Source organism: Streptomyces sp. NPDC056222, from assembly GCF_042264065.1.
Classification (GTDB): Bacteria; Actinomycetota; Actinomycetes; order Streptomycetales; family Streptomycetaceae; genus Streptomyces.
The window spans coordinates 40,980-63,728 of record NZ_JBHJTL010000047.1 but is presented as its reverse complement, the minus strand read 5'-3'; the positions used below and the strand labels follow the sequence as shown (position 1 = coordinate 63,728).

Sequence of the window (22,749 nt, the reverse complement as noted above, 5' to 3'; positions counted from 1 at the left end):
CACGGAGGGCGGGCCCCGGAATCCGGGGCCCGCCCTCTGACGTGCTGTTTCTCTGACCTGCAAGCGGTGGGTGTGGGATTTGAACCCACGGTGACTCGCGCCACGACGGTTTTCAAGAGCGCTACGCCTAAGCCGTCTACCGCGCTCTCACCTGCAGTCATGAGTGCAACACGACCGCCATTCAGCTCCGTGGACCACAGATGGCCCACGGTTGCCACGGCCCCTAGGGGCCAGCGACGCCCTGACTGCATATCTCCGGCTTGAGGGGTGGCGTGGGCGTGCCCATCGAGCCGGAGGACACTCGTACTTCCCACCCACTACCTGACAGGCACAGCGGTGGCCCCCCTTTGCCCTGGGCGTACTCCACGAGCGTCGTCTTGCGGACGAAGTTTCGAATCCCTCGTACTGGTTACGGGGCGCCAGCTTTCAGATGTGACGCCGTGCTGCTGATGCGCGGTCATGACGTGCGTCACATGACCGCGGAAGGGCCCTCCCCCGGGCCCCTTGGTCCAATCTGGCCGAGCTTTCGTTGGGGGTGTCACAGCATCGGGGGAAACGTTGACCCAGGTCACGGGGTTCTGTGACGTCGTGACGGCTGTGACACCCCCATGTTCCAGCCTGGCGCCGAGGCGAGCTGGCCACCTCGGAATGTCGCCCGCGACCCTGTTCTGGCACGGCGCACAACCTTTCGATCTCCCCGCGAGTCGGCTACAGGGCACGGTGGTTGTTCCACCGTGCCCTGTACCTCTAGGGGGACCCATTTTGAACCTCGTAGGCATGCCCCAGCGGCGTCTCGCAGCAGCCGTCGCGACTGTGCTTGCCGTCGCCGCCACCGGACTGGCCACCCCGGCCGTCGCGGCCGCCCCGAGCTCCCCTGCCGCTGCCCTCAGCGCGGACCAGCAGGACGTCCTCACCATGCCGGCCGGCACGGGCGTCGTGATCAGCGGCCCGACGGGCTTCCTGACGAGCCACCCGGAGGGCTCGACCCGTGTCTTCACGTGGACGCGTCACCAGGACGGCGTCCAGACCAGGCTGCCCGGGCTGCGGTACGGGGGAAGCGCCGGCACGGACATCGTCGTCCGGATCGAGGGCACCACCTACACGTACATCGACATGTCCACGGGCACCGACCTCGTGGCCTTCGACACCAGTGCCCTCGACCGGGCCTACACCCCGCTCCGGTACATGGGGACGACACTCGTCGCGCAGACGTACATCAACAACCATCGCGAAGTGCACCTGATCAGCAAGGAGCAGGGGCAGGTGGTCGACCGCAAGCTCACGGGCATCCCCGAGGGCTCCACGTACGTGCGGTTCGAGAGCAGCGGGCCCGACACACTCATCGTCCACCACCGCACCCGTACAGACGGCGTCGACCACAACCGGGTGTCCCTCGTGGACGTTGCCACCGCCTCGGTCGTCGAAACCTACGACGCCCTTACGACCGACACCAATTCCGCCTCGGCCGTCTCGGCGACCCACCTGGCGTGGATCGAATGGCCCTCCTACGCGCGGGCGACCCTCGCCGTCGCCAGGCGTGGCAGCACGGAGGTCCAGCGGACGCCGCTGGGCGAGGCGTACAGCATGACCGTGAAGCTGATGGGCGACTGGGTCGTGTACGGCGCGACAGGCGGCGGCACGTCCCCCCTCTCCACCCCGATCTACCGGACGACCGCCCGTTCGTTGACGACCGGCGAGACGGTCGGTCTCCTGGACCACACCTCCTACACCACTCCGACCGCCGACGGCGGCCTGCTCGCCACGGGCGGCACGGTCGGGCAGGGCGAGGGTGTCTACCGGGTCGCCCTGGACGAGGCGGGCCGACCCGCCGCGTCGCTCCTGGTGGCCACCGGCGTACCCACCGTCCTCACGCTCACGAACGAAATCGCACCGCCGGCCGGTGCGATCGACTTCGACCGCAACGGCAGTTCCCTGAAAGCATCATGGACGTTCAGTCGGCACAACGCGAAGGTGAGTCTGCTCATCACGCACACGGCGTCCGGCAAGCAGTGGAAGCCCGTGCCCCTGCCCCCGCGCACGTCGCCGGGCCCCTTCGAGTTCGAGTGGAACGGCACGTTTAGTGAGGGCGGTCTCCCCGCGTACAACGGGGCCTACTCGTGGACGATGACGGCGAAGCCCGCCAATGGGATCGGCCCGGACGTCGTACGGACCGGCGGCTTCACGGTGACCCGCGCGGTGAGGCCACATGATTTCAACGACAACGGCACGCCCGACCTGCTCGTCCGCAACGCGCAGGGCCGCCTGACCGCGTTCGACGGCGAGCACGTCATGAACACCGCCGGAACCGTAGCGCTGCAGCCGTGGGACCTCGGCGCGGGCTGGAACACGTACGACCAGATAGTCCCCGCCGGAAACATCGCCGGAGCCGCCCACGGCGACCTCGTCGCCCGCGACAAGAGCGGTGTCCTCTGGCACCACCTCGGCAAGGGCGACGGCACCGCCAACCGCTACAAGATCGGTGCGGGCTGGGGCGGCTACAACAAGATCACCGCCGGAAGCGACCTCAACGGTGACGGAAAGCCCGACCTGCTCGCCACCGACACCAGCGGCGGGCTCTACCTCTACAAGGGCACCGGCAGCTGGCGCACCCCCTACACGACCCGGGTGAAGATCGGCGCGGGCTGGGGCATCTACAACAAGATCACCGCCACTGGCAACATCGCCGGAGCACCCGCCGGCGACGTCGTCGCCCGGGACGCCGCCGGCGTGCTCTGGCTCCACCTCGGCAAGGGCGACGGCACCTTCGCCCCCCGCATCAAGATCGGCGCCGAGTGGAACCAGTACACCAGCCTCGTCGGCGTCGGCGACATCGACCACGATGGCCGGAACGACCTGATCGCGCACAACATGAACAGCGCCGTTCCCGCCAGCAGCCTGTACCTGTACAAGGGCACTGGCAGCTGGAGCGCCCCCTTCGCGAGCCGCCGGGCGCTCTACAACTACAACCTGTTCAACAGCGAGCTGGCTCTGGGCAAGGTCCCGAACAGCCTCTACTGATCACCCGGCGTGAGGTGGAGCGACCAGGTCTCTCGCCTCAGCCCCGCGGACCGTACGGACCCCGGTCAATGACCCGGCACACACAAACAAGGGGAAATGTGTAAGCCGAGCGGCGGCTGGCTTCTCTGCTGCTCTACTGAAACAGCCCCAGCGTGTCCAATGTCCAAGCTTGCCAGCACAGTGCCGGCAGCCCGACGGCCGAGATCAGGGCCACCATGAGGCACGACGGCGAGTCCTCCAGCGGAGCCCAGCAGGTGCAGCCGGCCCGCATGTGGTTCGACAGCGTCTGGGAGACCATCGGAAGGAACTTCGACCTTGACGCACGATGACCAGCTCCCGGCGGTCCTGGCGAACGCGCGAGTCATCTTCTTCGACTTCGACGGACCGGTGTGCGACGTGTTCGCCGGACTGCCCGCCCACGACGTCGCCAAGCAACTCACCGCACTGCTCTCGTCCCAGGACCCAGCCGCGGGCTCGAAGGCCGCCGAGACCGACGACCCGATCGAGGTCTGCGCATCGCCCACGAGGCGAACGCCGAGCTCGGCCGGGAGGTCGAGCAGGCACTGACGCCAGCCGAGGTCGAAGCTGTCGCACTGGCCGGCCCACCGACACCAGGGGCAGTGGAAGCCCTGCAGGCCGCGCACGCTTCAGGAAGGGCGGTCGCGGTGGTGAGCAACAACTCTGCCGAGTGCGTTCAACGCTTCGTGGAGTTGCACGGCTTGGCGGACTACGTCGCGAAGATCGTCGGTCGCCCCACAGGGCAGCCCCACCTGATGAAGCCGAACCCGTTCCCGCTCATCACGGCGGCCGAGCGGATGCACATGGACGTCACGAACTGCATGCTGATCGGTGACTCGCTCACGGACATCCAGGCCGCTCACGCCGCCGGAACAACGGTCATCGGCTACGCCAACAAGCCCCACAAGGCCGACCTGTTCGCCGAAGCGCAAGCCGACACGATCACCGACGAGATGCAGACCATCGCCGACGCACTCACCACGGCGTAGCCAAGGATCGACGGGGGAGCTGTTACAAATTTCTCTACCTCATCAAGGCACCCGCCGCGCAGGCGCGTGCGGCTCGTCGCCCGGGCCTGCGCTCCTGTCTCCGCCCCGCTCCAGCCCGGCCGCCGTCCGCACGCCTACGGCTCGGGTTGATGGGGAGCGCCTCAGGCGGGCCTACATGCACGGCAACCGTCACATGGCATGCGTGGCCACGAGCGCTGCCGACTGCGGCCGGGACGGGGTTCCAAAAGACGGCCAGCGGCGAGGGAGGGGTGGCCTCTTGCGCACGGTCAGCCGACTGCCGGACCTGAGTCGGGCCGGGCTCCGTACCCCCGCCGTCACGGATGACGGGAGCGTGAGGCGACCGCACCACCGGGAATCGGCGTGCGGGGAGCAGCTGCTGCCGCGATATGGTGCCGGCCAGCGTGGTCGCTCCGCGTCGGTACCGGTCTCGTCGTGGCCGATGAGCGTGTCGTCTCAAGACCTGCCTGCGTTGCGGACAGTCTCGCGCCGTTGTGCGGGGGCGTTGCATCGCGATGGCTTGGGTCCATGCGTGCTGAGCGGTGGGGGGAGGCGGTGCGGGACCGTGGTCAGGTCCAGGCCGCGCTTTGGGGCGTCGATGTGGTTGCTGCCGGTCGGCACCGCTGTCCTGATCCGGAGGCTGCCAGATTCCGGGAGGGGCGGTGCCCATCAGGACAGCGGCACCGACCTCGAAGGAGCACCCATGGCCTGCACCGACCCCCAGTGCGACGGCGGCGTCATCCCCAACCCGCTCCGACGACCCCGAGGACCTCACCCTCTGCCCCGCCTGCAACCACGCCGCTACGACCCCCGCGACCACCACGACTACGCGGGCTGACGCTCCCGGGGCCCCGGCGCGAGTCGGGGCCCCGGCCGTCGGCTCCCGTCTCATTCAGCGCGGTACACGATCGTTCAGGGCGGAACCACAGCCGGAAACAGTTGAGCTTCCGACAGCACATGAACGCAGGTGAACCGCCTCATACACGAGGCAACGGAGCCTCAACAGGATTGGAAAAAGTGCTGTTCGCCGGCCAGACGTGGCTACAAGTGGCGGGCGTCCGGGCTGAGGATGGCTGGATCTTCGGATCGCAGCCGGAACTTTGCATGGACGCCGAGGCTGTTGCGTGCGGCAATGTAGAACTCATCACGCTTCTCCTGAAACTCCCGGAACGCCCTCATCCAGTCGTCTGACGTACCTGGGCGCATGTCTCGAACGAACTGTTCCAGTACCCAGGCGTGCCGCTGTAGCGATCTGGCTGCCGAGATGGATTCCGCGTCTCCCATAAGGAGCACGGCTTCGAACGCATAGCCACGCTCAAGCTCAGCTTCGGCCAGCAGCTCCAGGCCGGCCTCCCTGGCGAGTGGCTGAGGCAGGTCGAAGAGTCCCTTGCCTGCAGCCAGACGACCTGCCAGCGAGGTGAACCTCTTGACCGCGTCGGCAAACCGGAGATAGCACTCCAGGCGACGTTCGTCCCACCGTGTGGAAAGTTGGCGCCGCCACCGAGATCTCTCCATCAGGGCTCCACCGACGTACGACGCAACCGCGCCGACGAGCACACCGATCAAGGTGAACAATTGTCCTGACATGCCCCCGCCTATCATGTATCTGTCAGGAGAGAACATACGGCCGGAGGCTCTGACGCGTAAGGGCCTCAGGCTGGTATGAGAGCTGAACGGCCTCTCAGCGGAGCCGGGATCAACGGCCGGATGCCACTACATCTCCGGAGCCCTCGGGCAGTTGCTGTACCGCAGCGAAGTACAGCAACCCCAGCAACCGGCAGCGCCCAGTACAGGCCCTCAGGGACTTCCGGGCAGCCTGTATGACCTCAAGTGACCGATCTCGCTAGGTAGCCGTGCCCCTCCCGTGCCCGATCTAGTGGGAACGGACGGGGAACCACGGTGATGGACGGGCAGCAAGCACGAGAACAGCCCCTGACCGATTTACCTGGTCAGGGGCCGTTCACATGCGGTGGGTGTGGGATTTGAACCCACGGTGACTCGCGCCACGACGGTTTTCAAGACCGTTCCCTTAGGCCGCTCGGGCAACCCACCCCGCGCCGGATCCCGTTCAGGACGGCGCGGGGGACAGCCTAGCCGGTCAGTTGTCGCCCGTGCGTTCGCCGAGGGTGACCGTGGCCTTCGCCGTCTTGCCGTCGCGTTCGTAGGTGATCTCGACCGAGTCGCCCGGCTGGTGCGTCCAGATCTCGCTGATCAGTGTCGGGCCGCTGTCGATCTGGCGGTCGCCGAAGGCGGTGATCACGTCGCCCGCCTTCAGGCCGGCCTGCGCCGCCGGGCCGTTCGCGGTGACGGCCGGGGTGCCGCCCGCGCCCTCGTCCGCGATCGTCGCCCCCGCGCCCTTGTCCGTCATGTTCACCGTCGCGCCGATCACCGGGTACACCGGCTTGCCCGTCTTGATCAGCTGCTCGGCCACGTTCTTGGCCTGGTTCACCGGGATCGCGAAGCCGAGGCCGATCGAGCCCGCCTGGGTCTGGCCGAAGCCGTTGCCGGTCGACTGGATCGCCGAGTTGATGCCGATCACCGCGCCGCTCGCGTTCAGCAGCGGGCCGCCGGAGTTGCCCGGGTTGATCGAGGCGTCCGTCTGCAGGGCGCTCATGTACGAATTGCTGCCGCCGGAGCCGTCACCCGAGGCCACCGGGCGGTTCTTGGCGCTGATGATGCCCGTCGTGACCGTGTTGGACAGGCCGAACGGCGCGCCGATCGCGATCGTCGAGTCGCCGACCGCCACCTTCTCGGAGTCGCCGAGCGGGAGCGGGGCCAACCCTTCCGGGGCCTTCTTCAGTTTCAGGACGGCCACGTCGTAGCCCTCGGCCCGGCCCACGACCTCCGCGTCGTACGTCTTGCCGTTGGAGAAGGTCGCGGAGAGCGTGCCGCCCTCCGCCGCCGACGCCACCACGTGGTTGTTGGTGACGATGTGGCCTTCCTTGTCGTAGACGAAGCCGGTGCCCGTACCGCCCTCGCCCTCGCCTTCACCGGCGCCGCTGCCGCCGGACTTCGCCTGGATGGTCACGACGCTCGGCAGCGCCTTGCCCGCCACCGCCGCGACCGTGCCCGGATCACGCTTGAAGGCCGCCTGGGAGTCGCCCGCGGAGACCGTCGTCGAGCTGACTTCGTCGTCGCCGCGCTCGGCCGCCCAGTAACCGATGCCGCCGCCCACACCGCCGGCGACCAGCGCGGCCACGAGGACAGCCGCCACGAGACCGCCGGTCTTCTTCCGCGGGGCCGCGGGGACGGGAGGGACGGGCTCGCCCCAGGTCGGCACGGCCGGCGGGGGCGGCGGCCAGCCACCCGCGCCCGCCGGGGCGCCTGCGGCCGCACCGGCCGGAACCTCCGCCGGAGGGGTCACGGGCAGCGGCGCAGTGGCGGGCTCGGGGGCCGCCTGCGGCTCGGATGCGTCCACGGCAGGGGGTGCGGAAGGGGCCGCGGGAGGGGTCGGAGGGGCGGGAGGGACGGACGGGGCGTTCGGGTCCGCCGGAACCGCGTTGCCCTCGTTCTCGGTACTCACAGCTCTCTCCTCGTTCACTGCACGGATGGATGCCATCGCCAGGGTGCTGCGAACAGCTTTTCCCACAGGACGTCAGGCCACTGTAAGCCGGAGCTGTGCGTTCACACCCCATTCTTTATTTACGGACAGAACGGACACGATCCGCAATGGTCGTCCTGCCAATGGCACCATGACGCGGTGACCCACGCACGGCAGCACATCAACCGCGTCCCTGTTCAGGTGGTCGCCCACCGCGGAGCCTCCGAGGACGCCCCGGAACACACTCTGGCCGCCTACGTGAAGGCCATCGAGGACGGCGCCGACGCGCTCGAGTGCGATGTCCGGCTCACCGCCGACGGCCACCTCGTCTGCGTCCACGACCGACGCGTCGACCGCACCTCCAACGGCCGCGGCGCCGTCTCCGCGCTGGAGCTCGCCGACCTCGCCGCCCTCGACTTCGGCACCTGGAGGGGGCGCGAGGAGGCGGGCGAGAGCCCGGACTGGAAGGACCCCGAGCTCACCTCCGTACTCACCCTGGAACGCCTCCTCGAGCTGGTCTCCGACGCCGGCCGGCGGATAGAACTCGCCATCGAGACCAAGCACCCCACCCGCTGGGCGGGCCAGGTGGAGGAGCGGCTGCTGACCCTCCTCAAGCGGTTCGGCCTGGCGGAGCCGTCGGCTCCGGAAGACTCCCCCGTGCGTGTCATGAGCTTCTCCCCCCGCTCCCTCAGCCGGATCGCGGCGGCCGCGCCGACCCTCCCCACCGTCTCGCTGTCCCAGTTCGTCACGCCCCGGCTGCGCGACGGACGGCTGCCGGCGGGCGCGCGGATCGCCGGACCGTCGATCCGGATCGTCCGCCATCACCCCACCGTGATCCTTCGGCTCCAGAAGGCCGGGCACCAGGTCCATGTGTGGACGGTGGACGATCCGGAGGACGTGGAGCTGTGCGAGCGGCTCGGCGTCGACGCGATCATCACCAACCGCCCCAAGCAGGTGCTGTCCCAGTTGGGCCGCGTTTGACCCGTTCTCCCCACCCGTATCGGGGCTTACGGGGAGTGCACCGGCGCGTTCGGCCCGTACTCGATCGTCACGAGTGCGTCACCGGAGGCTCTCTGGCCGGTTTCCGGTCCAGGCCATTGGGGCATCCACACCGTGGCGTGGGGCAAAGGAGGTCTCGGGGGTGGCGTTGGTGGTGGCACAGGAGGTGCCCACGTCGTCGAGCATGGCCGTACCCCATGGCCCTGCGGGCGTGGGTGAGGCGCGACACCGTATGCGGGAGCAGTTGAGCCGCAGCGGGATGTCCGAATCGGTCGTCGACGATGCGGTACTGATCCTTTCCGAGCTGCTCAGCAATGCCTGCCGGCACGGCAGGCCGCTGGGGCGGGCCGAAGTGGGCGACGGGGACGTCCGAGCCGCGTGGCGCATCGATGCGTCGGGGGGCCTGACGGTCGAGGTGACGGACGGCGGTGGTCCCACACGGCCTGTTCCTTCGACGCCCTCGGTCACCGCGCGCGGCGGCCGTGGGCTGAACATCATCGGCGCGCTGGCCCAGGACTGGGGCGTACGGGACAGCGCGACCGGCGAGGTCACGGTCTGGGTGATCGTCACCGAGGGCCATCGGCGCGAGGACTTCGCGGCGAGGGTCGGCGGCGGCTCGGGCTTCGACTTCCTGGACGCGTACGACGATCTGGACTGAACGGACGCCTACGAGGGGTGGACCGGAGCCCGGACAGCGCCGTCGAGCGACCGCCCGAGCGGGACCGGGCAACAGACCGGACACCGACCGCCCCGGCCTGAGCCCCGCATCGCTTCCGTACGGCTAGGCTCGCCCGACACAGAGCCGTGCACCGAGCACGGCCCTGCACCACCGCACTGCCGCTATCGGGAGAAGCCACACCATGGCCAAGAAGCGCCCCCAGACGAAGGCCGCCAAGGCACAGGTCACGAACGGGGAGATCCCGGTCGTCGGTGCGCGCGAGCCGTGCCCGTGCGGTTCGGGCCGCCGCTACAAGGCGTGTCACGGCCGGGCCGCCGCACACGCCGTGACCGAGCTCGTCCAGCGCCCCTTCGAGGGACTGCCCGGCGAGTGCGACTGGGTCGCGCTGCGCGAGCTGGTGCCCGCCGCCACCGTTCCGCTCACCCTCAAGGACGGCCTGCCCGAGGGCGTGCCCTCCGTGACGCTCGCGACCGTGCTGCCGATGGCATGGCCGGCGCTGCGCCGCGACGACGGCTCCGTTCTGCTCGCCCTGCAGAACGACTCCTCCTCCGGCGACCTCGCCCGCGATCTCGCCGACACCCTCCAGCGCGCCCTGGAGGCGAAGCCCGGCAGCCCGGTCGCCGCCCGCCGTGTGCCCTCCGAGGGCCCCCGTCTGCAAGACCTGCTCGACCCGAACAGCGATTTTGCGCCGGTCGTGCACGAGGGCTTCGAATTCTGGATCCCGGAGTCCGCCGACAACTCCAACCCCGAGGTCACCGCCTCCCTGGAGCGCGCGAACGCCGCCGCGATCCCCACCGTCAAGCTGACCGGTGTGGACTCGGCGTACTGGTGCGAGACCCCGGAGAAGAACCACCTGCGCTGGGTCATGCCGCACCCCGAGGAGAAGCTCCTCGACGCGCTCGCCCGCCTGCACGCCGCCGGCACCTCCGCCCTCGTCGACGACACCCGTCTCGTCGGTTCCTTCCGGGCGCACGGCCTGATGGTCCCCGTCTGGGACCTGCCCACCTCGATGAGTGCCGAGGACTGCGAGAAGCCGGCCGCCGAGTTCGCCGAGCGGCTCGCCGCGGCGCTGGCCTCCGACGCCCCGCTGACGCCGGAGGAGCGCCGGGCGCGCGGCGGTCTCACCAACCGTCAGGTCACTCTCAGCTGACACACGAGGTGGCTGTCGTCACTGACAGACCGATCAGTCGGTGACTTCCGCCACAACTCCGCCGCACGACCTGATAAATCCCTGTCCGAATAACCGAGATCGAATTTGCGAACCGCAGATCTCTTGTTACGGTTCTAGAAGCCCGGTCGCTGGTGCATCCCCCGTCGCCAGCGATCGGGCCTTCTCATGCCCGGACGGATCCCGTCCCGCGCTCAACTACCGCCCGTGCTCGCCGCGTTGCTCCCCGACCGCAGCAAGAGCGGCGTGGTGTCGCCCTCTCCCGCGCCCGCGAATTCCGCGACGGCCGAATATGCCGAAGCAACGCCCCGTGCGCGCTCCCGAGGCGTCTCACAAGCCCCCGGTTCGTCCTGTGCCGGGATGGCACAACGCACTTGTACGGTTCGCCCGGCGGGACCCATCAGAGTGAGTACGGAGTCCAGTCGCTGGCCCGTGGCATTGCGGTAGTACGTGCGCGCCCAGGTGTCGGGCCCCTCGGTGAGGACGCAGGTCTGTGCCTCGATCCCGTCGGGCGAGGTCAGCTCGGGTCCGCAGTGCGAGGCGTGGCCGGGGAGGTCCGAGGGCGACGGCTGCCGCGGAGGGGACGGAGCCGGGGTCGCGGGCGTCGGCCGCTCCTCGCGGGCGCCGAGGCCGAGGCCCGGCAGCAGGCCGCCGTCGGCCTTCGGCTTCGCGTCGTCGCCTGGCCCCGGGCCTGCCGCCGGGCCGGCGAGGGCGACCAGCGGCAGCAGCGTGGCACACACCACGGCGGCCCCGAGCCCGATCATGCGGAGATTCATGGGGACCCACCTGCCCGGCTGGCTGCGACTCGTGAACGGTGGGCCGAAGATATCGGCGGATCGGGGGCGCTCAGCGCGTCGCGCGCCCATTTCCCGTACAACTCGGGCAGCCTCACACCCGTACGGGTGACGCAGACGCCGGAACGGGCCCCGAGTCCGGCGCGGCCCGCAGGACGGAGCACCCACGGCACGGATCGCCCGCCCGTGAACACGCGGGCCCCTTAGGCCCCCTGCCCCGCCCGTGAACACGCCGACACCATTGGCCCCTGCGTCCGTACGCGAGCCTTCCCTCGCCCCGTCCGTACGCGAGCCTTCCGCCCACCGCGTCAGTACGCGAGTCTGCTTCCGCCCTCCGGTGCGCCCGTGCTCGCCTCCACCAGCGCGTCCACGACCGCCTCCACGTCCGGCAGCCACGGCGTGGCCGAGCCCTCCAGCGGGGCTCGCTCCCAGCGCACCTGGCCCGTCCCCGCGACCGAGGGCGGCAGCAGCAGATAGCCGCCCTCCCCGTGGAAGCGCAGCGAGCTGGGCACGCTGTCCTTCGCGTAGAGGAGTTCGCCGAGCTGTTCCAGGCTGTACGGGGCGACCAGCAGCGACCAGCGGGTCGGCGTCGCCACCACGGGGCCGAGCCTCATGCCCATCGTGTCGAGCGCGGCCAGGGCGCGCGCTCCCGCGACGGCCGGCAGGCTCACCGCGCAGGGCGCCCTGCCGCCGGTGGCCAGGACGATCGGGGCCTCCGGCCGCCGGGTCCACCACCAGCGGAGCATGCGCTCGTCGGTCGTGGCCGCGAGCAGGCCGGGGTCGAAGGGGTGTGCGCCGGGAACGACACACTGCGGGTCGGGGCAGGCGCAGCCCACCCCTCCGGACGTACGCGTCGTCGTCTTCAGCCCCACGCCGGGCAGTACGGGCCAGTCCCACTCGGTGGCGCAGACGAGCGCCGCGTCGAGCTGGACAGTCCTCTCCTTGCGCCGGAACCGGAGCCTGCGTCGCCTTCCGAGGATCTCGCGCATGAGCGCTCGTTCCTTTCCGTTGAACGCCGAATCCACATCACACCATGTGCAGATCACTTCACTGTGCGTATCAGCGCGTACAAGGTCGGCGGATCACCGCCCCGTGCGGTGGGGCGGGAGGGGCCGAGCTGAGGCTCGTCGTCCACTCGAGGGGCGCGGCCTGCGGCGGTGAGGACGCCCAGGCACCCTGCCAGGTTCCGGGGCTGCTTCAACTGCCCCTGGCCATCACCGTTTACGTACCCATCACGTTCAAATCAACGCGCTTTCAAACGACGCCAGTCGACCGCAAAAGGTGCACGGTGGGGGTTATTTTTAGCCAACTTGGCCCGCACTTCAACCCTTCTGCCAAACCCCATAGACACCACAAGTCCCGTGGGGACAATGCTGGACATCGCTCCTCTTGTGCGTGTACATGTGGATGCATTGCTAGCGGCGCAGATTGACATGGGGGTTTGCGATGCTAATGAGCGAAACACACCGGTCGGAAAGCCGGTCGACATGAGCGCCCCACACCTGCCGAAAGTGGCCGGAATCGATTCCACTGTTCCGTCGCCCGCGCACACTACCGCGCCCGTCCCGCCCGTCATCCCCTCCGACGCACCCCTCCCCGACATCCCCGGCGAGTTGATCCAGGACCGGCTGGCCGGCTGGGTCTCGGACCTCACCACCCTCCACGAACTCACCGAACGCCTGGTCAAGACCGGTTCGCTCGACGAAGCACTGCGTGAGGTGCTGCGCGCCGGCGCCGCCCTCGTCGGCGCCCGCCGCGGCATGGCCGTCTTCGAACCCGCCGACGGACTCGGCCCGACCTCCACCGTCGGACTCGGCCTCGCCCACGCGGACCTCGGCACCATCGAGACCGTGCCGCGCAGCGCCACCTCCTACGGCCGCATCCTCGACGGCCTCCCCGAACCGGCCGGCCCCGGAGCCCTCCGTGATCCGACCGGCTCCAGAGCCGCGCGCGACCCGCTCACCGGCCGCGATCCGCGCGCCACCCCCGATTCCGTCGCCGTCCCGGATCCGGTCGCGGTCCCCGACCTCCTCGGCGAGGCCGAACTCGACCCCCGCCACCGCGAGGTCGCCGCCCGGCTCGGCTACGCCGCCAGTTACGCCCTCCCCCTCGCCACCGAGGCCGCCGGCAAGCTCGGCGCCGTCGTCTGGCTGTACGACGAGCCCGCCGAACCGGTCGAGCGTCAGCGCCACCTGATCGGCCTCTACTGCCGTTACGCCACCGAACACCTCGCCCGGCTCCTGGAGCTGGAGCGCGCCCGTGTCCAGGTCGCCACCGTCGCCGAGGAGTTGCTGCCCAGCCGCCTCCCCCGGGTCCCCGGCGTCCAGCTCGCCGCCCGCCACCGCACCGGCCCCCGGGGCGGCGGCGACTGGTACGACGCGCTTCCGCTGCCCGAGGGCGCCCTCGGCCTCGCCGTCGGCTCCGTGTCCGGGACCGGCCCCAGCGCACTCGCCGCCATGGGACGGCTGCGCGCCTCCCTGCGGGCGTACGCGGTCATGGAGGGCGAGGACCCCGTCGCCGTCCTGTCCGACCTGGAGCTCCTGCTCCGGCTGACCGAGCCCGCCCGCTCGGCCACCGCGCTCTTCGCCTACTCCGAGCCGAAGCAGCGCAAGCTCGTCCTCGCCGGGGCCGGGCACACCCCGCCGCTGATCATCGGCGACCACCGCACCGAGTTCGTCGAGACCTCGCTGTCCGCGCCGCTCGGGATGCTCGCCTGCTGGGAGGCGCCGAGCGTCGAGATCGCCCCGGCCCCCGGAGAAACGGTGCTGCTGTACACCGACGGGCTGCTGCGCCGGACCGGCGACCCCATGGACCGGGCTTTCGCACGGCTCCACGCGGCTGCCGCGAGCGTGCCGAAGGCGGACCGGACCGACCCCGGGGCCATCGTCGACCACGTGCTGCGGACCCTGCTGCCCGAGGGCCTCGACACGGGCGCGGGCGGGGAGGACGTCGTCCTGCTCGCGGCCCGCTTCGAGTGAGCGGCGAGCCTCCGGCGAACGGCCGCTTCGATGAGCAGCGAGCTTCGGGGAACTGCGTGTAGACCACATGTGACTCAGCGGTAATAGGTCTTCAGGCCCTGGGCCCCCTTCCGTACGACCGTACGATGGAGGGGGTTCAGTGTCGTACCAAAGGAGACCCCCCGTGGCAGACGAGCTCACCCCGGAAACCCCGGACGAGTCCGAAGAACCGATCAAGCAGCGTAAGAACGGCCTGTACCAGGGCGTCTCCGACGAGCTCGCCGAGAACATGAAGTCCGGCTGGGCCGACACCGAGCTGCACGACCTGCGGCCGATCGCGCAGGCCGAGCACACCGCGGCCCGCCGCGCCGCGCTCTCCGCGCGCTTCCCGGGCGAGCGACTGGTGATCCCCGCCGGCAACCTGAAGACGCGCTCGAACGACACCGAGTACAGCTTCCGCGCGTCGACCGAGTACGCGTACCTCACCGGCGACCAGACCGAGGACGGCGTCCTCGTCCTGGAGCCCACGAAGAGCGGCCACACGGCGACGATCTACCTGCTGCCCCGCTCCAACCGCGAGAACGGCGAGTTCTGGCTCGACGGCCAGGGCGAGCTCTGGGTCGGCCGCCGCCACTCCCTGACCGAGGCCGAGCGGCACCTCGGCATCCCCGCCAAGGACGTGCGCGAGCTCGCCGCCGCCCTCAAGGAGGCCACCGGCCCCGTCCGCGCCGTCCGCGGCCACGACGCCGGCATCGAGACGGCCCTGACCGACAAGGTCACCGCCGAGCGCGACGAGGAACTGCGCGTCTTCCTCTCCGAGGCCCGCCTCGTCAAGGACGCGTTCGAGATCGCCGAGCTCCAGAAGGCCTGCGACTCCACCGCCCGCGGCTTCGAGGACGTCGTCAAGGTCCTCGACAAGGCCGAGGCGACCAGCGAGCGCTACATCGAGGGCACGTTCTTCCTGCGCGCCCGCGTCGAGGGCAACGACGTCGGCTACGGCTCCATCTGCGCCGCCGGACCGCACGCCACCACCCTGCACTGGGTCCGCAACAACGGGCCGGTCCGCTCCGGCGACCTGCTGCTCCTCGACGCCGGCGTCGAGACCACCGAGCTCTACACCGCGGACGTGACCCGCACCCTGCCGATCAACGGCCGCTACACCGAGCTCCAGCGCAAGATCTACGACGCCGTGTACGAGGCGCAGGAGGCCGGCATCGCCGCGGTGAAGCCGGGCGCCGCCTACCGCGACTTCCACGACGCCGCCCAGCGGGTGCTCGCCGAGAAGCTCGTCGAGTGGGGCCTCGTCGAGGGCCCGGTCGACCGCGTCCTGGAGCTCGGCCTCCAGCGCCGTTGGACCCTCCACGGCACCGGTCACATGCTCGGTATGGACGTCCACGACTGCGCCGCCGCGCGCACCGAGGCGTACGTCGACACCACCCTCGAGCCGGGCATGTGCCTGACCGTCGAGCCGGGGCTGTACTTCCAGGCCGACGACCTGAGCGTGCCGGAGGAGTACCGGGGCATCGGCGTCCGCATCGAGGACGACATCCTCGTCACCGAGGACGGCAACCGGAACCTCTCCGACTCGCTGCCGCGCCGCTCGGACGAGGTCGAGGCATGGATGGCCGGCCTGAAGGGCTGATCACCTCGTACGTACTCGAAGGGCCCCCGCCGACGCGATCGGCGGGGGCCCTTTCTGTCACACGTCATCAGATTCAGGTCAGCGCGAGTGGCGCGTCCGCCCGCCATTTGACGATCTTGTCGAAGCTGACGAGCGCCCCGCCCCGGCCCGTACGGCCGAAGTGGACATGGTCGGCCAGCTCCTCGATCAGCCGCAGACCGCGGCCGTTCTCGGCGTCCGCGGCGGCGGGCAGCGGGGACCCCGAGAAGCCCGGACCCGAGTCCGCCACCTCGATCCGACAGGTCTCGCCGTCCAGATACGCGGTGACCCGGTACTCCTCCGAGGCCATGCCGGAACCGGTGTCCCCACCGTGCTCGACGGCGTTGGCGCACGCCTCGGTCAGGGCGATCGACAACTCGTAGGACACGTCCGGGTCTACGCCCGCGGTCTCCATCGTGCCGAGAAGGAGTCGCCGGGCGAGCGGAACGCTCGCGGCTTCGCGCCTCAGATGGAGGGACCACCAGATGCTCATGCTTCAGCCTCCTGGCTGCGGCTCGACATGCTGCGGCGCGACATACCGTTACCTATTGCCGCACTACGGGGTCCGTAAGCCCCTGGAGAACACAAGAGCCCTCATTCGGCGGATGTGGGCACGCCGGACGCCGGTGTATGTCAGGCCCGAAGCAGCCAAAGGGTGATCTTCCGGACCTGCCGTATGGCAGGTGGGGGCCTGGTGCGATGATGGGCCCCGCCATGTCTGCCCCCGCGCTCGCACCACGTCTGCTGAGGGCCGCGGTGTTCACCGCGGTCTGCGTCGTGCTGTCCGGGCTCGGACACGCCATCGCCGCGTGCGCGGGCATCGCCCTGTGGACCGTGGTCGCCGGATTCCTCGGCATCTTCGGCATCACCGTGCTCTTCGCCGGGCGCGAGCGTTCGCTGCCCGTCATCGTCACCGCGCTGGCCGGCGGACAGCTCGGGCTGCATGTGCTGTTCGGCCTCGGACAGCGTCCGCTGACGCCGGGCGCACTCGGCCCGGCCTCCGACGACGCACTGATCCGCATGGCGGCCAAGCTGGTCTGCGGCGCGGGCGCCGCGTCGCTCAGCCCCGCCGACGCGACCCGCATCATCACCGACGCCGGTCTCGACCCGGCCGCCGCGGCCGCCCAGCCGCACCCCACCCACGGCGCCCACCTGGCGACCGGCGCCGCGCAGAACGCCGACCTGCTGCCCGACCTTCCGATGGCGCTCGGCCACCTGCTGGCCGCGCTCGCCACCGGCTGGCTGCTGCGCCGTGGCGACCTCGCCCTCGGCCGGCTCGTCCGGCTCTCCGCCCAGGGAGCGACCGAGCTCGCCGAAGGCGCCCTCGTCCGTTCCCTGCGCGCCGCGCTCGCTCTCGTACGGGCGCTCCTCGCCGGCCTTCCCGGGCTCCCGGCGGCCGGTCCGCGCCGCCCCGCCCGTACCGCGGCCGACTCCTCTGCGCCACCCGTCGCGGAGGCACTCCAGCACACGGTGATCCGGCGCGGCCCGCCGGCCGCCGACTGCGTCCTCGCAGCCTGACGCGGACCGCTCACAGGGAGCGGGCCGCGGTGATCCGCATCCCTGCGCCCGTACCCGGTCGTTCGCGCTCGCTCGCGTCGTCCGGCCGTCGGCGCGGCGGACCTCTCACCCTTCCTCCCGAGCTGGAGTTTCTTCTGCCATGAACGTCTCCCGTATCGCCCTCGCCGGTGGCATCGCCGTCTCCTCCGTCGTCCTGCTCTCCGGCACCGCCTTCGCGCACGTCAGCGTGCAGCCGCAGGGCGAGGCCGCCAAGGGCGGTTACGCGACCGTCAACGTCAAGGTCCCCAACGAGCGCGACAACGCCTCCACCATCAAGGTCGAGGTCAACTTCCCCACCGACCACCCGCTCGCGTCCGTGATGCCGCAGCCGCTGCCGGGCTGGAAGGCCGAGGTCACCAAGTCCAAGCTCGCCAAGCCGCTGGAGCTGCACGGCAAGAAGATCAACGAGGCCGTCTCCAAGGTCACCTGGACCGCCGACGGTTCGAAGATCGGCCCGGGCCAGTTCCAGCAGTTCCCGCTCTCGCTCGGCCAGCTGCCGGAGGACGCCGACCAGCTCGTCCTCAAGGCCATCCAGACCTACGACAACAACGAGGTCGTCCGCTGGATCGAGGAGCCGAAGGAGGGCGCGGCCGAGCCGCAGAACCCCGCTCCCGTGCTGAAGCTCTCCGCGGCCACCGAGGACCACCACGGCGGCGGCGCCACGAAGACGGACGACAAGGCCGGTCACGACGACAAGGCCGGGGCCGAGAAGTCCCACACCGAGGCCGTCGGCTCCGACAGCAGCGACACCACCGCCCGTGTGCTGGGTGTCATCGGCATCCTCGTGGGCGTCGCGGGTGTCGCCTTCGGTGTGCTCGCCGGCCGTCGCCGCTCGGCCTGAACCCCCTTCCGCAAGAAAGAACACGATCCATGTCAGTCCAGAAGTCGACCGACCCGAAGACCGATGAGCAGGCGCGGCCGAGCCGCCGCACCCCGCTCATCGCCGCGGCCGTCGCGGTCGTCGCCGCCCTCGCGGTGACGGCCGTCGTCGGCCTCGGCGGAGGCGACGACAAGGCGACGGGCTCCGGCAACGGAGCGGTCACCGAGGTCTCCGCCGACGGCAACTCCACCAAGGCGGCGACGGTCCTCGACCGCCCGTTCACCAAGCCCGACCTCGTCCTCACGGACACGAAGGGCCAGAAGTTCGACCTGCGCGAGCGGACCAAGGGCAAGCCCACGCTGATCTACTTCGGCTACACGCACTGCCCCGACGTCTGCCCGCTGACGATGAGCAACATCGCCATCGCCAAGAAGCAGCTCCCCAAGGCGGACCAGGACAAGCTCCAGGTCGTCTTCGTCACCACCGACCCCGAGCGGGACACCTCGGCCGAACTGGCCAAGTGGCTCCCGGCTGCCGGTGACCCCACCTTCACCGGTCTCACCGGCGACTTCTCCACGATCCAGGCGGGCGCCCGCCAGATCGGCATCGGCATCGACCCGCCGAAGAAGAGCAAGGACGGCACGGTCGTCTCCATGCACGGAGCCCAGGTGATCGCGTTCTCGCCCACGACCGACCAGGGCTACGTCCTGTACGGCGAGGACACCACGATCGACGACTACGCCAAGGACCTGCCGAAGATCATCAAGGGGGAGAACCCGTGAACCGCCGCACCACCACCCTGATCGCCGCCGTCGCTCTCACCGGGAGCCTGGCGCTGACGGGGTGCTCGTCCGACAGCTCCTCAGACAAGGCGGACGGCAAGCCCGAACTGAAGGTCAGCGGCGCGTTCATGCCGCAGCCCGTGATGGACATGGCCGGCGGCTTCCTGACCATCAAGAACGAGAGCGGTACGGCCGACAAGCTGACCTCCGTCACCAGCCCGGTCTCAGACGACGTCCAGATCCACGAGACGAAGAACCAGAAGATGCAGCAGGTGAAGTCCTTCGACATCCCTGCCAATGGTGAGCTGAGGCTCGAACGCGGCGGCAGCCACATCATGTTCATGGGGCTGAAGACGAAGCCGAAGCAGGGCGAGAAGGTCAGCATCGAGCTGCACTTCGAGAAGGCCGCTCCCATCAAGATCGACCTGCCCGTCGAGGCGGCCACTCACAACCCGAAGCAGCACTGAGCTAGTTGAGGGACTGACACACACATGAGAGCCACCGCCCCGCGCCTCGGAACCGCCCTGACCCGGCTGCTGCTCGTCACGGCCGCGCTCCTCGGCACGCTGCTCGCCGGCGCCGCCCCCGCGTCCGCGCACGCCGCGCTCACCGGCAGCGATCCCCAGGACGGGGCGGTGGTCGCCACCGCCCCCAAGGACGTCAACCTCACCTTCTCCGAGCAGGTCGCCATGAGCACCGACTCGATCCGGGTCCTCGACCCGGCGGGGAAGCGCGTGGACACCGGAGAGATCCGCGACCTGTGCAGCGGATCGATCGTCAAGTACGGAGTGGGACTCCGCTCCGGCCTGCCCGAAGGCACCTACACCGTCGCCTGGCAGACCGTCTCCGCCGACAGCCACCCCATCGCGGGCGCCTTCACCTTCTCCATCGGCGCCCCCTCCCAGACCTCCGTCGCCCTGCCCGACCAGGAAGCCGGCGGCGGACTCGTCGGCGCGCTGTACGGCATCGCCCGCTACGTCTCCTACGCCGGCTTCGTCGTCCTCGTCGGCGGCGCCGCCTTCGTCCTCGCCTGCTGGCCGCGTGGCGCCGGGGCGCGCCCGGTGCAGCGACTCGTGGTCCGGGGCTGGCTGACGCTCACCGCGGCCACCCTCGTCATGCTGCTCCTGCGCAACCCGTACACCGGCTCCGGCGAACTCGCCGACGCCTTCGACCTCGGCGGACTGAAGTCCGTCCTGGAGACGAAGACCGGCGCCGCGCTCATCTCCCGGCTGATGCTGCTGGGCGCTGCGGCACTCTTCGTCGCCGTGCTGTTCGGTGCGTACACGAGGCGGAACGACGAGAAGGAGAAGAAGGACCTCACCTTCGGCCTCGCGATCGGCGGCACCGTGGTTGCCGCCGGCATCGCGGGCACCTGGGCACTCGCCGAACACGCCTCCACCGGCCTGCAGCCGGGCATCGCGATGCCCGTCGACATCCTGCACCTGCTGGCGGTGGCGGCCTGGCTGGGCGGCCTGACCGCGCTGCTCGTCGCGCTCTACCGGGCCCCCGACATCGAGCGCGCCGCCGTCGAGCGCTTCTCGAAGGTCGCTTTCGCTTCGGTGATCGTCCTGGCCGCGACCGGGCTCTACCAGTCCTGGCGACAGGTCGGCTCCTGGTCGGCCCTGACCGGCACGTCGTACGGACAGCTGCTGCTGGTCAAGGTCGGGCTCGTGGCCGTGCTCGTGGGGATCGCCTGGGTCTCCCGCCGCTGGACCCAGCGACTCGGCGCACCGGCGAAGGCCGACGCCGTCGAGGACACCACAGAGGACGCCGAGAACGACGTCGACGTCGACGAGGACTCCCCCGAGACCGCCGACGACAGCTCCGAAGCGGCCGACCAAGGCGCCTCAGTCGCCCCCGAGCGGGCTGCCCAGCTCGCCCGCCAGCGGGCCGCCGTCGCCACCGCCCGGAAGAAGCGCGACCGCGACGCCGACCCCGAACGCAACGGCCTGCGCCGCTCGGTCCTGACCGAGACCGTCGTCGCCGTGGTCCTGCTCGCCGTGACCACCGTCCTCACCTCGACCGAGCCCGCCCGTACGGAGGAGGAGGCAGGGCGCTCCCAGTCGACGTCCGGTTCGACCGCCGTACCCGACCGGCCCGTGGACATCCGGCTGCCCTTCGACACCGGCGGCGTGGACGGCAAGGGGACGGTACGACTCAGCCTCGACCCCGGTCTTACGGGCGCCAACGCCCTGCACATCTATGTCGACCGGCCGAACGGCCGCCCGCTGGACGTCCCCGAGATCAAGGTGGCCTTCACCTTGAAGGAGAAGAACGTCGGCCCGCTGCCGGTCGCACCCGACCGGATCCAGACCGGGCACTGGAGCGCGAACGGCGTCCAGATCCCGATGGCCGGTGAATGGCAGATCCAGGTGACGGTCCGTACCTCCGACATCGACCAGACCACCATCGACAAGAACGTGAAGATCGGCTGACCCACGTGAGCAACGACGACAAGCTTGAGATCTCCCGACGGCGTGTGCTCGGCACGGTCGGCGCGGCGGGCGCCGCCGGCATCGCGCTCGGCGCCGGCGGTGGCGCCGGGGTGTACGCGGCGGTCACCGACTCCGGCTCCTCGACGACCACCGACGCGAAGGCGCTGACGACGGTCGGGGCGACGCAGGCGATGTTTCACGGGAAACATCAAGCGGGGATCACCACTCCGCTTCAGTCGCGGGGCCATCTGATCGCCTTCGACCTCGCGCCCGGAGCGGGCCGCAAGGAGGCAGCCGCACTGCTGCGCCGCTGGTCGGCGACTGCCAAGGCGCTGATGGCGGGCAAGCCGTCGACCGACGACACCGGCATCGCCCTGGACGCCGGCCCCTCCTCGCTGACGGTCACCTTCGGCTTCGGCCACTCCTTCTTCGGCCGCACCGGACTCACTGCGCTCCGCCCGACGCAGCTCGATCCGCTGCCCGCCTTCTCCGCCGACGCGCTCGACCCGAAGAGGTCGGAGGGCGACCTCTGGGTGCAGATCGGAGCGGACGACGCCCTGGTCGCCTTCCACGCACTGCGCGCACTCCAGAAGGACGCGGGCGCGGCGGCCAAGGTCCGCTGGCAGATGAACGGCTTCAACCGCTCCGCCGGGGCCACCGCCAAGCCGATGACGGCCCGGAACCTGATGGGCCAGGTCGACGGCACCGGGAACCCCAAGCCCTCCGACCCCGACTTCGACCGGCGGATCTTCGTCCCCGAGTCCGCGTCGGGCACGTCCACGGCCCCGGCGTGGATGGCCGGAGGCTCCTACGCCGTCGTACGCCGGATCCGGATGCTGCTCGACGACTGGGAGAAGCTCTCCCTCGACAAGCAGGAGAAGGTCATCGGCCGACGGAAGTCCGACGGTGCCCCGCTCACCGGCGGGAGCGAGACGACCGAACTCGATCTCAACAAGGTCGGACCGGACGGCCGGCTCGTCATCCCGGACAACGCGCACTCCCGGATCTCCGCCCCCGAACAGAACGGCGGAGCGGCCATGCTCCGCAGGCCCTTCTCCTTCCACGACGGCATCGGGCCGGACGGCACACCCGACGCCGGACTCCTCTTCGTCTGCTGGCAGGCCGATCCACTGAGGGGCTTCGTGCCCGTGCAGCGCAAGCTCGACCGGGGCGACGCGCTCTCCACCTTCATCCGGCACGAGGCGAGCGGCCTGTTCGCCGTGCCGGGCGGGGCGGCCGAGGGCGAGTACGTGGGCCAGCGGCTGCTGGAGTCCTGAGCCCGGGCGGGCAGGGGGTCGGCAGGTCCCGCGCCTA

The 22,749-nt window shown here is 70.2% G+C and carries 19 protein-coding genes and 1 tRNA gene; 14 read left to right on the top strand and 6 right to left on the bottom strand.

The features are described 5' to 3' along the window. Positions 1–777: 777 nt before the first annotated feature. The 3 genes from ACFC0D_RS22220 (at position 778) to ACFC0D_RS22210 (ending at position 4,025) form a co-directional block, all read left to right on the top strand. Positions 778–3,018, top strand: coding sequence for an FG-GAP repeat domain-containing protein (locus ACFC0D_RS22220; RefSeq protein ID WP_376438511.1), 2,241 nt, complete (start codon positions 778–780; stop codon positions 3,016–3,018). Positions 3,019–3,333: 315 nt separating this feature from the next. Beyond that, a complete protein-coding gene (locus ACFC0D_RS22215) occupies positions 3,334–3,585 on the top strand; it encodes a hypothetical protein (protein WP_376438528.1) in 252 nt (83 codons plus the stop codon). Beyond that, a complete protein-coding gene (locus ACFC0D_RS22210; RefSeq protein ID WP_376438525.1) occupies positions 3,528–4,025 on the top strand; it encodes an HAD family hydrolase in 498 nt (165 codons plus the stop codon). The genes ACFC0D_RS22215 and ACFC0D_RS22210 overlap by 58 nt, the downstream gene beginning before the upstream one ends. A gap of 1,059 nt (positions 4,026–5,084) precedes the next feature. Here the strand turns inward: ACFC0D_RS22210 and ACFC0D_RS22205 are convergent. From ACFC0D_RS22205 to ACFC0D_RS22195, 3 genes are all read right to left on the bottom strand, one after another. Further along, positions 5,085–5,609 carry a hypothetical protein gene (locus ACFC0D_RS22205; RefSeq protein ID WP_176733151.1) on the bottom strand — a complete coding sequence of 175 codons (525 nt, stop codon included), beginning with the start codon at positions 5,607–5,609 and terminating at the stop codon, positions 5,085–5,087. Between the two features lie 401 nt (positions 5,610–6,010). Further along, positions 6,011–6,095: transfer RNA gene (locus tag ACFC0D_RS22200), tRNA-Ser, on the bottom strand. 46 nt (positions 6,096–6,141) lie between these two features. Further along, on the bottom strand, positions 6,142–7,566 hold the full coding sequence (locus ACFC0D_RS22195) for a S1C family serine protease (RefSeq protein WP_376438506.1): 1,425 nt from the start codon (positions 7,564–7,566) through the stop codon (positions 6,142–6,144). A 177-nt stretch (positions 7,567–7,743) separates the two neighbouring features. On the opposite strand from ACFC0D_RS22195, the gene ACFC0D_RS22190 reads away from it, so the two are divergent. The 3 genes from ACFC0D_RS22190 (at position 7,744) to ACFC0D_RS22180 (ending at position 10,412) form a co-directional block, all read left to right on the top strand. After that, positions 7,744–8,565: a glycerophosphodiester phosphodiesterase gene (locus ACFC0D_RS22190; protein ID WP_376438503.1), complete on the top strand. Its 822-nt coding sequence runs from the start codon at positions 7,744–7,746 to the stop codon at positions 8,563–8,565. 73 nt (positions 8,566–8,638) lie between these two features. After that, positions 8,639–9,241, top strand: coding sequence for an ATP-binding protein (locus ACFC0D_RS22185; protein WP_376438500.1), 603 nt, complete (start codon positions 8,639–8,641; stop codon positions 9,239–9,241). Between the two features lie 202 nt (positions 9,242–9,443). Beyond that, positions 9,444–10,412 (top strand): DUF5926 family protein, encoded by a 969-nt coding sequence (locus ACFC0D_RS22180; protein WP_376438498.1) that lies wholly within the window; start codon positions 9,444–9,446, stop codon positions 10,410–10,412. 212 nt (positions 10,413–10,624) lie between these two features. On the opposite strand, the gene ACFC0D_RS22175 is transcribed toward ACFC0D_RS22180, so the two are convergent. Together ACFC0D_RS22175 and ACFC0D_RS22170 are read right to left on the bottom strand one after the other, a co-directional pair. Further along, on the bottom strand, positions 10,625–11,206 hold the full coding sequence (locus ACFC0D_RS22175; protein WP_376438495.1) for a hypothetical protein: 582 nt from the start codon (positions 11,204–11,206) through the stop codon (positions 10,625–10,627). Between the two features lie 326 nt (positions 11,207–11,532). Beyond that, positions 11,533–12,213 (bottom strand): bifunctional DNA primase/polymerase, encoded by a 681-nt coding sequence (locus tag ACFC0D_RS22170; protein ID WP_376438492.1) that lies wholly within the window; start codon positions 12,211–12,213, stop codon positions 11,533–11,535. A gap of 381 nt (positions 12,214–12,594) precedes the next feature. Here ACFC0D_RS22170 and ACFC0D_RS22165 point away from each other — a divergent pair, with 381 nt between their 5' ends. Then, entirely contained in the window at positions 12,595–14,202 is a 1,608-nt protein-coding gene (locus tag ACFC0D_RS22165) for a PP2C family protein-serine/threonine phosphatase (protein WP_376438522.1), read from the top strand. A gap of 163 nt (positions 14,203–14,365) precedes the next feature. Beyond that, entirely contained in the window at positions 14,366–15,823 is a 1,458-nt protein-coding gene (locus ACFC0D_RS22160) for an aminopeptidase P family protein (protein WP_376438489.1), read from the top strand. Positions 15,824–15,896: 73 nt separating this feature from the next. Here the strand turns inward: ACFC0D_RS22160 and ACFC0D_RS22155 are convergent, their stop codons facing one another. Beyond that, positions 15,897–16,334, bottom strand: coding sequence for an ATP-binding protein (locus ACFC0D_RS22155; protein ID WP_376438487.1), 438 nt, complete (start codon positions 16,332–16,334; stop codon positions 15,897–15,899). A 221-nt stretch (positions 16,335–16,555) separates the two neighbouring features. Here ACFC0D_RS22155 and ACFC0D_RS22150 point away from each other — a divergent pair, with 221 nt between their 5' ends. The 6 genes from ACFC0D_RS22150 (at position 16,556) to efeB (ending at position 22,712) form a co-directional block, all read left to right on the top strand. After that, complete coding sequence (locus tag ACFC0D_RS22150; RefSeq protein WP_376438484.1) at positions 16,556–17,359, top strand: hypothetical protein; 804 nt, start codon at positions 16,556–16,558, stop codon at positions 17,357–17,359. 139 nt (positions 17,360–17,498) lie between these two features. Further along, positions 17,499–18,239: a YcnI family protein gene (locus ACFC0D_RS22145; protein ID WP_376438481.1), complete on the top strand. Its 741-nt coding sequence runs from the start codon at positions 17,499–17,501 to the stop codon at positions 18,237–18,239. Between the two features lie 29 nt (positions 18,240–18,268). Then, entirely contained in the window at positions 18,269–19,000 is a 732-nt protein-coding gene (locus ACFC0D_RS22140; RefSeq protein WP_376438478.1) for an SCO family protein, read from the top strand. Then, on the top strand, positions 18,997–19,467 hold the full coding sequence (locus ACFC0D_RS22135) for a copper chaperone PCu(A)C (protein WP_376438475.1): 471 nt from the start codon (positions 18,997–18,999) through the stop codon (positions 19,465–19,467). Before ACFC0D_RS22140 ends, ACFC0D_RS22135 begins: the two co-directional genes overlap by 4 nt. A 24-nt stretch (positions 19,468–19,491) precedes the next feature. Continuing rightward, positions 19,492–21,435 (top strand): copper resistance protein CopC, encoded by a 1,944-nt coding sequence (locus ACFC0D_RS22130; protein ID WP_376438472.1) that lies wholly within the window; start codon positions 19,492–19,494, stop codon positions 21,433–21,435. Positions 21,436–21,440: 5 nt separating this feature from the next. After that, positions 21,441–22,712 carry an iron uptake transporter deferrochelatase/peroxidase subunit gene (gene efeB, locus ACFC0D_RS22125; protein WP_376438469.1) on the top strand — a complete coding sequence of 424 codons (1,272 nt, stop codon included), beginning with the start codon at positions 21,441–21,443 and terminating at the stop codon, positions 22,710–22,712. Positions 22,713–22,749: the final 37 nt, after the last annotated feature.